The organism is Streptomyces sp. NP160, from assembly GCF_006335115.1.
Lineage (GTDB): Bacteria > Actinomycetota > Actinomycetes > Actinomycetales > Quadrisphaeraceae > Quadrisphaera.
Genome location: NZ_VDMJ01000008.1, coordinates 127,495 through 139,400, shown reverse-complemented (window position 1 = coordinate 139,400; position 11,906 = coordinate 127,495). Strand labels below are relative to the sequence as shown.

The window sequence follows — 11,906 nt, the reverse complement described above, 5'->3', positions numbered from 1 at the left end:
GTGGGTGGGTGGGTGCGTGCGTGCGGGCGCGGGTGTCGGTGCTGACGCAGGAGAGGTCGGTCGCTGCCCGGGCTGGCCGCTGTCGCAGGAGGCGCGACACACCCGAACCGGCGCCTGGCGCAGGTGTGCCCGAGAACGCGGCGGCCCCGCTCCGTGGTGGACGCAGCGTGGCGGAGCGGATGTGCCGCGCCGTGCACCGGTGTCGTGCGGTGGCGCCGCGCGATCGCCCGCGCTTCGAGAGGCCTCACGGGCACCGTTCCTGTGACGGAGAGTGACGAAACGGGCGCGGAGGTCTCGTTCCGAGGGGCGAGCCAGGCAAGTCCGGGCAAAGTCACAGCCACAGCGCGCCGCTTTGTCCGGTTCTGGGTCGACATTCACCGATTTCGCCGTTCCTGTGACTCGCGTGACGAGCGGGGCGCAACAAGTTTTCCGAGTCGATTGGGGCGTGTCGCGACGCATGGCGTGTCGCGTTAGGGCACTGTTCACGTACGCCGATCGGGGGAGCTTCCTCCGGCTCCCGGGAGGCGGATCCACCACGGCGACGCCGCCGCGACACGCGCGGACCACAACGATGTGGTTCGGCGAAACCGCAGGTCAGCGGCCCGTGAGGCTGCGCTGCGACACGCCGACACGCGCCATGTTTGGAAATCCCACGTCTGGGGCAGGCGCCGGGCTAACTTCTTCCTTGTCGTCACCGAGAGGTGAGGAAGAAACACAGTCCGTAATGTCCGGATCCGCCGGACGGCGGATCTGGAAGACCCGGAACCCCGGGTCCTTCCCAGGCCCGGGGGCCCAGCGTCCCCTTCCGTTCATTCCATGGAGGACATTCACATGTCTGCTCGCAACATGGCGAAGCGCACCGCCGCGGGGACGCTCGCTCTCGCGGTCTGCCTCGGTGGTGGCGCCATCGCCCTCGCCGGTGCCGCTTCTGCTGACGCCAACTTCAAGTTCGACACCCGCATCGCCGGTGACGACCGCTACGCCACGGCGATCGCCGCCTCCAAGGCCGCTTTCGACAAGGCCGACAACGTCATCCTCGTCAACGGCTACGCCACGGTGGACGGCCTTACCGCCTCCTACCTCGCCGGTGTCGCCAACGCCCCAATCCTCTACGTGAGCGACAAGGGCGCCGACGACGCGACCAAGGCCGAGATCAAGCGCCTCGGCGCCAAGAACATCTGGCTGGTCGGTGGCGAGAAGGTTATCCCGACTTCTGTCGAGACCGCCATCAAGGGCGACGGCTACTCCGTCACCCGCATCAACGGCTCGGACCGCTACGAGACCGCGGCGCTGATCGCCGAGGCCGGCATCAAGCTCTCCGGCAAGAAGCCCTCCAAGGTCTTCGTGGCTTCCGGCACTTCTTTCGCTGACGCTCTCGCGGTTTCTCCGGTGGCCTTTGTCAAGGGTTACCCGATCATCCTGACGGAGAAGGACTCGACGTCCGACTTCTCCAAGAAGGAGCTCGGCAACATCGGCACGGACAGCAAGGTCCTCGTCGGCGGCACCGCTGTGGTGTCCGACAAGGTCGCTGCCGACCTGTCCATCAAGTCCGACGCCCGCGTCGCCGGTGCTGACCGCGCCGTGACCGCCAACCTCATCAGCGACTGGGCCAAGAAGTCCGAGGGCTTCAACCCCGCCAACGCCGCCCTCGTCGGTGGCACCAACGGCAACGGCGCTGACTCCCTGGTCGCCTCGGCGCTGCTGGGCAAGTCCTACACGACGCTGCACTTCGCCGGCTGGGATGCCACCTCGGTCTACTTCAAGGACCACGCTGCGGAGCTGACCGGCAAGGGCTTCGTCTTCGGCGGCAAGGCCGCCGTGTCCGAGGGGCAGGTCAGCGCGGCCCAGAGTGCTGCTCAGTTCGTGGCTCCGGTGGGGGCCCTCGCCATCACTAGCGACGACACCGTGGTCTCCACCCAGGGCAGCCGCACCTACTCCGTGTCCGGCCTCAAGGCGGGGACCGAGTACTTCGTCGCCCTCGTGGACCCTGCGCAGGTCGACAACTCCATGTTCGACCTCGACACCACGGGCGCTACAGGTAACCGGTACGCGTCTCTGACGCTGACCCCGGCTGTCACGGACGTGGCCATCGACCAGAAGAACGGCGTCGGGATCACCGAGGCGGTCACCACCACCTTCACGCCGAGTGGCTCGACCTTCAGCTTCCGCGTGAAGTCCCGCACTGCCACCGGCACCAAGGTCGTTCCGGTCATCTTCGAGAACACCGGCGTCTCCGGCAAGCTCGCAGTCAACCTCGCAGGCAAGGCGACCACCCAGCTCGCTGGTGTGGGCGGTCAGGTCACCTTCAAGGCGCCTGTCGCGGCTCCCCCGGCCGAGGCCGCCACCGGCAACATCACGACCGGTGCAGTGACCGCACTTTACGGATCGACCGGCTTCGCGGTGGCCGGCAACACCGGTCAGTTTGTGATGCGCGACGTGGACACCTACAAGCTGGGCGCCACCACCATCACGAAGGCCCAGTTCCAGTCGATCCTGGGTGTCGGCGACACGATCGCGGCAACGCGCTACGTCAACGGCTCCACCGCCGACGACCGCAGCACCTTCACCATCAACACGAACGTGGTGGGCACCGCGGCCGACCCGGCTGTCGACTCGGTCGGCGGCAAGGTGACCGTTACCTACACCCCGCAGGCCCAGGTCACCCCGAACGGCACGGTCATCGAGCTCTACCGCGCGTCGGTGGTCGGTGGCGTCACCGGCTCCTACACGAAGCTGACCGGCGGAACCGTGGCGTCGCTGGACGAGGTGAAGTTCACCGAGACGCTTGCGGACGGCACCTACAAGTACCAGCTCAAGTACATCACCCCGGGCTTCGCTGGTACGGCGACCGCCGAGTCGACGGAGGTGTCCCACAACGTTGTCGTGACGACGCCCGCAACGGCTCCCGAGCTGAAGCGCCTCTACACGACGTCCAACGCTTCGGACGTCAACAACCTCAGCAAGGGTGACACGATCAAGGTCATCGTGAGCGCGCCGCTGACTCAGCCTGTGAACGGTGCGAGCCTGGTCTTCGGCACCAGCCCGAACATCGTCACGCTGACGGCGGCGGCTTCCGACGCCACGGCTGCCGGTTCGGCGAGCTTCAGCGTCAACACCTCGACCGAGGTCGTGGATGGCGTTTCCCAGGCTGCCGGAACGGTTCTGACGGTGAAGCTGCTCGCCGCGCCGCTCCTGGGCGGAACGGGTTCGGCCGCTTTCGGTGGAGCCACGCTGGTCCTGACGGACTCCACTGGTATTGCGGGTCCCTCGGGTTCCCTGGTGGACCCGACCTCGTCCAACGCTCTCCTGCGCGACACCACCAACTGAAGCTGAGGCTTGGGGCTTAGTCCCCATTCTTGAGCGCACGAAGAACGGGCCGGGACTCTAAGTCCCGGCCCGTTCTTCCACTTCCACCCAGACCTCTACTTTAGATAAGAGCAGCCAGCAACGCCGCCACCCCCATCGGCGCGACATCCCGATCCCACGCCTGCCTGATGTAGTCCGCGGAGACCGGCCGGCCCAGCCACGTCGTCTCCACCGCGTCCCGCATCGTCACGGCGACCGGCTCGACCTCGTCGTCACCGGGCTTGAATGACAGGGGCACCAGGTGGGTGTTCGCCACCGCCCGCTCCAGCCGCCGCATCGACAGCTCCCCGCAGTACCCGGTCACGAAGGCCCGCTGCCCCGACCCGGCCCGCAGCACGACGCCGGGCTGGGAGTTCGTCGTCACGTAGTCCGCGCGGTTGAAGGCGGCCAGGACGGGGACCAGCGGGCGCGTCTCGGGGGCGGCCTCGGTGGCGAAGTCCTCCGGCTGGTAGGCGAGGTCCCCCTCCAGCCACCGCGCGGTCAGCTCCCCGATCGCGGCGAGGGAGTCGGCGCCCCGCCACTGCCGCCGGTCGATGGTGAGGCCCACGGCGTCCAAGGTGTCACAGGAAGTCGAAATTGTTGAGGCGATGTTGGTGGGCTGTGAAGTCAGCTGGAGGCGGCAGGCCTGAGAGCGGCTAGCTCGTCGAGAGCAGCGCGTGGCGGAGCCTCGACGCTCGGCAGCAACCACGTTGCTCGGTGTTCTAGGGCGTTGCCTCTTATTGCGTCCAGACCGTCTGCACAAAGCAGAACGGGCCGGGACCCGGAGGTCCCGACCCGTTCTTCTCTGATGAACCCGTCTCTCGCTAAGTGACTGCTCTCAACTGCCCGGAGTCAATGTCCAGCAATCACTTCACATAGATCACGGGAGCGGAACGTCGATCACCAGGTCCGCGCTGCCAGCAAGGTCCACCTTGTTGCCAGCTGCGTCAGCCCACGCGGTGGAGAAGGCGGTGATGGTGGCCGGGTGCTGGGCACCAGCCGTCGGCGTACCAGAGCCCGAGCCGACCTTCTGCGGCACGTCGGTCAGCGTGAGCACGACCTGGCCATCCGCGATGGCGCTACCGCCGGTCGGGGTCCAGCTCGCACGCGCCGCGGTCGCCTGGACGCCCGCACCTGCACCTGCGCCGATGGCCACCTGGTAGAGCTCGCCGTCAGCGTCCTTGAACCGGATGACCTGGCCAGTAGCGACGGCCGAAGCGGGGATGGACTCGCTGAACTGCAGGGTGATCTTGTCGGTGGCCTGGAAGTCACCGGCCACCGCACCCGCGCCAGTCGCAACCTTGGTGAAGAACGCGTTGCGAACCGTCGGCGCCGTAGCGTCAGCGTTGCCCTTCTGCACGGTGAAGTACACCGGGTCGCTCGCCGTGCTGACGCCACCCTGCTGAGAGTTGGTCACGATGCGAGCGGCGTACTTCCCGTTCGCCAGGTTGTCAGCCCGGACCGTCAGCTCCCCCGCGGCACTCGTGTGCGCGGTCCCGACAGGGGTAGTGGTGATCTTTCCCTTGCTGTCCGTCTCGTACACGGTCACCGAGTAGTCCTTGATCAGACCAAGGGCCGGTGCAGGCGCCTTCCACGAGAACTTCACGTCGAAGTTGCTCGTGGAGTTGTTGTCGAGGTTGCCGATCTCGGCAACGGCGAGGTTTGTCGCCGTAGCCGGCTTGTCGGTGACCAGCGTGAAGGTGGACTTGAAGTTGCTGCTGTAGGCGGTCGTCACCGTGTCGCCGACCGAGACGGCAGCCTTGAAGTTGCTGGCCGACGTGTCCTGAACCGTCGGGGTGGAGTCCGTGTACTTGTACAGGTCCCCGTCCTTCAGGTTGAAGGTGCGAATGACAGGCGTACCACCATTGTCGGAGATGACGAGGTACTTGCTCTCGGCGTCGACCGCAAGCACGGTGCCGCCGGTGACGTCGGCGGTGGCCTCAGCCGGCTTCCAGCTAATTGCTCCACCGACGCCGATCGACTCAACAGCAGCCTTGGGGTCCGTGTTCGTCGAGGTCGGCGCAAGCAGGTCGAGGCTGCCCGAGTTCAGCGCCGCGTCGCTGTTGTCCAGCCAGATGACCGGCACGACATCGTCGTAACCCTGGCTGTCGACAGTGAAGTTCACCTTGCCGTCGATGGGAACGATGCCGACCGAGCGAGTGGCGTTGGCAGAAACCCCGTTGATGACCTCCAGCTTGGCGGTCGTCACCGCACCTGACTGCGTACCGTCAGCGACCAGGTCGCCAGTCGAGTCGGCAAAGGTGATGGTGCCATCGGCGGCCTTCTTCACGTTGGCCGTGGGCAGGAGCGCGATGTTGTACTTCTTGTTGCTGTCCAGCCCAGAGGCCGTGTACTCCCGAGATCCCTTGTTGTCCGTAGCAGAGGTGCTGACCGGGAGAACGGCCGCATCGGTCGCGTCCACCTTGATGACCTGGTTGGCGTTAACGGTCTGCGCAGCCTTCTGAGCGTCCGCGACCTGACCCTCGGAGACGGCAGCCTTGCCACCGAAGACGAAGCCCTTGCCGGTCAGCTCAGCAGCGTGGTCCTTGAGGTACACGTAGGTGGCGTCCCAGCCGGCGAAGTGCAGCGTGGTGAAGGACTTGCCACCGAGCGGTGCGGCGACGAGGGAGTCAGCGCCGTTGCCGTTGGTGCCACCCACGAGGGCGGCGTTGGCGGGGTTGAAGCCCTCGGACTTCTTGGCCCAGTCAGAGACCAGGTTGGCGGTGACGGCGCGGTCCGCACCGGCCACGCGCATGTCGTCCTTGATGGACAGGTCGGCCTGGACCTTCTTGGACACGACGGCCTCGCCACCGACCAGGATCTTGTTGTCGGTGCCGATGGCGCCGAGCTGGTCCTTGGTGTACTGCGAGGTGGAGTCCTTCTCGGTCAGGGCGATGGAGTAGCCCTTGGCGAAGGCGATGGGGGAGACGGCCAGGGCGTCCGCGAAGGAGGTGCCCGAGGCGACGAAGACCTTGGAGGGCTTCTTGCCGGAGAGCTTGATGCCGGCCTCGCTGATCAGCTTGGCGGTCTCGTAGCGGTCGGAGCCGTTGATGCGGGTGACGGTGTAGCCGTCGCCCTTGATGGCGGTCTCGACGGAGGCCGGGATGACCTTCTCGCCACCGACCAGCCAGATGTTCACAGTGCTCAGAGGCGCAAACGGCGCGCGTCTGTGCAGGTCAGAGCGTTTTGGAGGGTCGGAGCTGGAGCTGCCGAGGGGTCAGAACATGGGCCCGGGCGGACCAGCGCGACCTTGATGACCTTTTGCCGAGAAAGATCGCAAATGGCGCATCGGGCCTTGATCCAAGGAGTCCGATCTTTGTGGGACATTTGAGTGATCTCGTGCTGACTGAGCGATCTCCATCGAACAAGATCGCCCTCGTGATCCGTTTCCCGGTCGTGGAGGACTTCTCCTCCTACCTCGCCGACTACGAGCGGCTGCAGCCGACCACGATCCACAACTACACGACCTACGTGTCGTTGTTCCTGAACTACCTCGCGCCTGCCGAGGCCAAGCGCGCCGCCAAGGGGAGCATCCCCGCAGAGCGCTTCAGCGCCTTCCTCCGCTCCGAGCGAGAGCGGGGCCTCGCGGAGTCGACGCTGCAGATGCGCTGGTACGCCCTGCACGCCTTCTACCGCTTCCTGCGCCACCGCGGGTACGACGGACCGTCACCGCTGGACCAGGTGCGCCCGCCGCGGGCCCGACCGGTCCCGCGGCGCGACTACTCCGCGGCCGAGGCCGAGGCGATCCTCGCCGCGGCGCGCCACAGCGCCGACGGCGGCACCAAGAAGGGGCAGTTCGACTACGCCGTCATGGCGACGTTCCGCTACACCGGCGTGCGCCGGGGCGAGCTCATCGACGCCCGCCTCAAGGACCTCGACCTCGCGCACCGCGAGCTGACGGTGCTCGGCAAGGGCCGCAAGCGGCGGACCATCCCGCTGCCGCACGCCTACGTCGAGATCATGGAGTGGTACCTCGCCGAGGTGAGGCCGCACCTGCCCCCGTCGGAGCTGCTCTTCGCCAACCCGAGGGCCAACCTCGACGGCCGGTTCCGCGGAGCCACCGACGGCCAGACGCTCAAGCGCATGGTGGTCCGCTACGGCGAGGACGCCGCCGTGCCGGGGCCCCACCTGCCCCACCGGTGGCGGCACACGTACGCCACGCACCTGCTGCGGCGAGGCGTGGACGTCGCCGTCGTCCAGAAGCTGCTGGGGCACTCCAGCATCACGACCACGTCGATCTACCTGCACCTCGTGCGCGACGACCTGCTGGCCGGCGTGGACCAGGCGTTCGGCCCGCCCACCCCGGTGCGGGCGCGGCGGGCGGCTGCCCGCCGCGCGACCTGACCGGCTCCTCGCGCCGGCCGGCGGGCGCTGGTGAGCGCCTGCCGACCGGCGCGCGTCGTCGTGCGCCCACAGGCACGGCTGCGCGCTGCGTCGTCCACAGGTGTCCGCGGGTGCGCTGCGCCCTGGTCGGTGAACGCGGCACGGTCGGGCTCTCGACCCGGCCGGTGCCGCGGTCGCTTCGACACGGACGGGGTCTGACGGATGCGCGGAACGGGAAGGCGCCACCACGAGCGCGGTGCGGCAGGCCGAGGGCGGAGGGGGTGAGCCGGCTCGACGTCCTGGCCGACTTCGCGGCCCACCTCGAGGACTACGAGCGCCTGCGGCCCGCCACCATCCACAACTACACGTCCCACTTCGCGCTGCTGCTCGCCTTCCTCCCGCCCGAATGCGCGCAGGCCGCGCTGCACGGTGACATCAGCGCCACCGCGCTCAGCGCCTTCCTGAAGCACGAGCGCGAGCGCGGGATGGCGGAGTCGACGCTGCAGATGCGCTGGTACGCCGTGCACGCCTTCTACCGCTACCTGCGCCACCACGGCTACGACGGCCCCACGCCCCTGGAGCGGGTGCGCCCGCCGAGGGCCCGACCGGCTCCGCGTCGTGACTACTCGGACGCGGAGGCCGAGGCGATCCTGGAGGCGGCGCGGCGAAACGCCGACGGCGGCACCAAGAAGGGGCAGTTCGACTACGCCGTCATGGCGACGCTGCGCTACACGGGCGTCCGTCGGGGCGAGCTCGTCGACGCGGGGCTCGGCGACCTCGACCTGGGCCGCCGCGAGCTGACGGTCGTGGGCAAGGGCCGCAAGCGCCGGGTGGTACCGCTGCCCCGCGCGTACGTGGCCGTCATGGAGTGGTACCTCGCGGACGTCCGGCCGCGCCTGCCGGCGTCGGAGATGCTCTTCGCCAACCCCCGCGCCGAGCTCCGTGGGCGGTTCCGCGGTGCCACCGACGGCCAGACCCTCAAGCGGATGACCGCCCGCTACGGCGTCGAGGCGGACGTGGACGGACCGCACCTGCCGCACCGCTGGCGTCACACCTACGCGACGCACCTGCTGCGGCAGGGCGTGGACGTCGCCGTCGTCCAGCAGCTGCTGGGGCACTCCAGCATCACGACGACGTCGGTCTACCTCCACCTCATCCGCGACGACCTGCTCGCCGGGGTGGACAGGGCGTTCGGCTGACGGGGCGCCCGGTCGGGCGTCCGTGCGGCCGCCGCCGTGGTCGGCGTCGACCGCTGTGCCACCGCTGCCCTCCTGGCACGGCGCTACGCGCAGCTGCCGACGCCGCGGGGCTGTGGCGCCGACCTGGCGCACCACGAGCTGACGGTGCCCAGCAAGGGGTGCAAGCGACGGACGATCGCGCTCCCGCACGCCTACGCCGAGGTCATGAGTTGGTACCTGAACGAGGTGAGCCAGCGCTCAGCCCTCGTCGACCGCGCTCCCCGCCCCCGCTGACGGACTCGGGCCGCCTCGACGTCCCTGCGCCGCGACGTCCCGCCCACCGGCGCCGAGGGCCCGTCACCGGTTGCAGGCATCGATGACCAGCTCGGCGGTCAGCGCGAGGTCGTCGGCGGTGACGTCCTCACCGGCGGTGGCGTGGATGCGCCGAAGCGTCGTCGAGCGGTTCCGCACGAACCACCCCTCGGCGTGGAGGCTGATGTCGGCCGCCAGCTGGTCGGGGCATCCGGCGAGCTGGTCGAGCAGCGTGCTGCTCAGGTCCGGATCGAGGACGAGCCGGACGACGTCCTGGAGGTCGGTGCCCTGCTTGGCGGCGCCGCGGTCGGTCGCCGCCTGGAGCTTCATGGCGACGAGGGGACCAGGCGTCGCGACGAGCGTGCGGGCTGTGACGAGAGTGCCGTCTGCCTGCACAGCGCTGACGGCGACAGGCGTGGCCGAGTCGTGCGCCCATGCGTGCGACGAGGCGAAGAGGCGGTCGCCCGCGTCATCGCTCGGCCGGTCGATCTCGATCTGGCGGACTGTGAGGACGTCGACCTTCACGTCGCCGAGCGGTGTGGGGAGCCAGACCGCCTCCGGGACCTCCGTGCGCGTCTCCGGCGCACGCCGGAGCACCTCCAGGAGCGGCGTGGCGTCAACTGGCCTGTCCACCACGTCGAGGTCGGTCGTGGCCCTGTACGGCTGCGTCAAACGGCACAGGACGGCCAGCCCGCCCACGACCACCGGCCGCTGACCCGCGAGGCGTTCGACCTCACTGACGGCCCGCACGACAGCGGCCATGCCGTCGCCGATGAAGGCGACGGCATCACCAGACACGAACCCACCGCGCGTCCGGCGTCCAGCTCTCCAGCACCTCGCGGCCTCGGCCCCCGTCCTGTGCGAGCTCCAGGGCGACGAACAGCGGATGCGCAAGCGGCCAGGACGACGGCCGCGCTGGAGGAGCGACCCGGCGGCTGCACGCTGCGTCCACCGGGGCTACGCGGATCGTGCACTGCGCGCGGGATGCCGGCACGGCCACCCCGAAGACCTTCTCCGCTCGGCGTGCGACGGCGGCGCTGGGCACGTAGAAGTCGAGCGGGTCGTCCTCGCGCACCGCGACCGGCGCGCCGAGCTCGGCAGCCGCGGCGTTCCCGGTGAGCGCCCAGCCGCTGTGGCGATCGGTGTCGGACGCGTTGATCTGCAGCGGCTTCGACCACCGTCCGCGGGGGTCTGGGTCGGGCAGGTGGGTGATCCGTGTGGAGTGCGAGTGCGCTCGCCAGCTGGCCGCCACCTCCTGGAAGAGGGCTCGCGCGTCGGGCTTCGAGTGCTCATCCACGAGCCCCAGTGCTCGCAGGCCCTTGAGGACGACCGAGACGGTGCTGGGGGAGCGATCGAGGTCCTGCGCGAGGCGCCGGACGGGCACCGCGTCGGGGTGCATGAGCAGGTGGACGGCGACGTCGAGACCCGCCCGGCCCGCGAGGGGGCGGTGGTCCACCCGCTCCTGCTGCACGGGACTGACGTCGGTGTCCAGCACCAGCTGGTCTGCTCTGAGACTGAGGTGACCGCGGAGGTCGAGGTACCCGGCTCGAGCCCGCGACAGGGTCTGGCGGGCGTCCCGGGTGATGCGGTCGCCCACGACGACGAGCACGGCGCCACCTGCGGCGCGGTGGTTGGCGACCAGGCGTTCGGCGGCCGCGCCGTCGACCAGGGAGCGGTGTTTGACCTGCACGCGCACGTCTCCCGGCTGGACTACGACGTCGAAGCCCAGGTCAGGGTCGCTGGCCGGAGCCGTTTTGATCCCCAGGTCGTGCAGGGCGTCGATGAGGTGCTCGACGGCGGGGGAGTCCGACTGCCAGCGGGGCACGGGAGCAGGATGACGAGTGTTCGGTGTTCGGTCAATACCGAACGTCGAACGGATGGCTGCGACCGCCGCGGCCAGACACCACCCGGGCTCCACCACCGCGACATCACGATGGTCCCGCCGTCGACGTCGTCGGCGACGCTCGACTCAGGCGCGCAGCCGGGCCAGCACCGAGCCCACCCAGTGCGCCTGCCGGCCCCGGTCGGGACGGTCGCCGGCACCTCCGGCCGGGGCTGTGCACTCCTCCAGGAGCTGGGCGCAGCGCGCGCTGAGCTGGCGCTGCTGCTCGTCCTGGGCCGGTGCGAGCCCGGCGAGGATCGTGGCGGCGACGACGACGTCGTCGACGTCCGGCCGCCCCGCGCCGTCGCGGCCCGGGGCGTGGACCGCGCGCTCCAGGGAGTCCTGCGCTGCGCGCAGCAGCGCCCCGCGGCTGGGGTGGCCGGCGTCGCCCAGGAGCGCCAGGGCGGCGGCCAGCACCTCGGGGTGCGTGCCGGGGGAGCAGGCGACCAGGGTGGCGAGGTCGCAGCTGCCCGGGTCCTGCGGGTCGAGGCGCCGCAGGACCGCGCTGCGCACGTCCACCCAGGCGCTGCCCGTGACGTCGTCGTCGGCGGTGGTCATCGCGTCGACGGCCGCTGGGACGCCCCGGCAGAGCAGGACGAGCCCGCGGGGGAGCTCCTCCACCAGCGGTGCGGCCACCGCCGGAGTTGTCGAGGCGAGCCAGAGCCACCACCACAGGAAGGCCTCGGGGTCGCGGCTGCACCGCGTCAGCTCCAGGGCCGCCCGCCGCTGGGCGTCGCCGTGGCCGTGCACGGCCGCCGCGGCCAGCGCTGCGAGCGCGTCTGCTGCTGGCACTGCAGGTCGCTCCTGCTCCCGTCGCGCCGGCCACTGCCTGGCGCGCGCACGTCGTCCTGCGAGACGACGGCTCC

The 11,906-nt window shown here is 69.6% G+C and carries 8 protein-coding genes; 3 read left to right on the top strand and 5 right to left on the bottom strand.

Annotation, left to right across the window (positions count from 1 at the left end; all coding sequences use genetic code 11):
• Positions 1-831: 831 nt before the first annotated feature.
• Positions 832-3,327, top strand: coding sequence for a cell wall-binding repeat-containing protein (locus FHN55_RS06215; protein ID WP_218974397.1), 2,496 nt, complete (start codon positions 832-834; stop codon positions 3,325-3,327).
• A 100-nt stretch (positions 3,328-3,427) separates the two neighbouring features.
• Here the strand turns inward: FHN55_RS06215 and FHN55_RS06210 are convergent, their stop codons facing one another.
• The gene (locus tag FHN55_RS06210; protein WP_139711378.1) at positions 3,428-3,913 is read right to left on the bottom strand and encodes a DUF6919 domain-containing protein; all 486 of its coding nucleotides are present in this window, start codon (positions 3,911-3,913) and stop codon (positions 3,428-3,430) included.
• A gap of 312 nt (positions 3,914-4,225) precedes the next feature.
• Positions 4,226-6,484: a cell wall-binding repeat-containing protein gene (locus tag FHN55_RS06205; RefSeq protein WP_139711377.1), complete on the bottom strand. Its 2,259-nt coding sequence runs from the start codon at positions 6,482-6,484 to the stop codon at positions 4,226-4,228.
• Positions 6,485-6,723: 239 nt separating this feature from the next.
• Between FHN55_RS06205 and FHN55_RS06200 the strand changes: the two genes are divergently transcribed.
• Positions 6,724-7,689 carry a tyrosine-type recombinase/integrase gene (locus FHN55_RS06200; RefSeq protein ID WP_180357679.1) on the top strand — a complete coding sequence of 322 codons (966 nt, stop codon included), beginning with the start codon at positions 6,724-6,726 and terminating at the stop codon, positions 7,687-7,689.
• A gap of 260 nt (positions 7,690-7,949) precedes the next feature.
• A complete protein-coding gene (locus FHN55_RS06195) occupies positions 7,950-8,867 on the top strand; it encodes a tyrosine-type recombinase/integrase (protein ID WP_180357678.1) in 918 nt (305 codons plus the stop codon).
• Between the two features lie 336 nt (positions 8,868-9,203).
• Here the strand turns inward: FHN55_RS06195 and FHN55_RS06190 are convergent, their stop codons facing one another.
• The 3 genes from FHN55_RS06190 to FHN55_RS06180 all read right to left on the bottom strand — a co-directional run bounded on the left by FHN55_RS06190 (position 9,204) and on the right by FHN55_RS06180 (position 11,832).
• Positions 9,204-9,683, bottom strand: a complete 480-nt coding sequence (locus FHN55_RS06190; protein WP_218974396.1) for a hypothetical protein — start codon at positions 9,681-9,683, stop codon at positions 9,204-9,206.
• Positions 9,684-9,945: 262 nt separating this feature from the next.
• Complete coding sequence (locus tag FHN55_RS06185) at positions 9,946-10,983, bottom strand: MarR family transcriptional regulator (RefSeq protein ID WP_139711374.1); 1,038 nt, start codon at positions 10,981-10,983, stop codon at positions 9,946-9,948.
• A 144-nt stretch (positions 10,984-11,127) separates the two neighbouring features.
• Entirely contained in the window at positions 11,128-11,832 is a 705-nt protein-coding gene (locus FHN55_RS06180; RefSeq protein WP_139711373.1) for a hypothetical protein, read from the bottom strand.
• Positions 11,833-11,906: the final 74 nt, after the last annotated feature.

What these genes read in the sequence shown, in the direction of transcription:
- FHN55_RS06215 (WP_218974397.1), top strand. Translation starts at nt 832, where the DNA reads ATGTCTGCTCGCAACATGGCGAAGCGCACCGCCGCGGGGACGCTCGCT.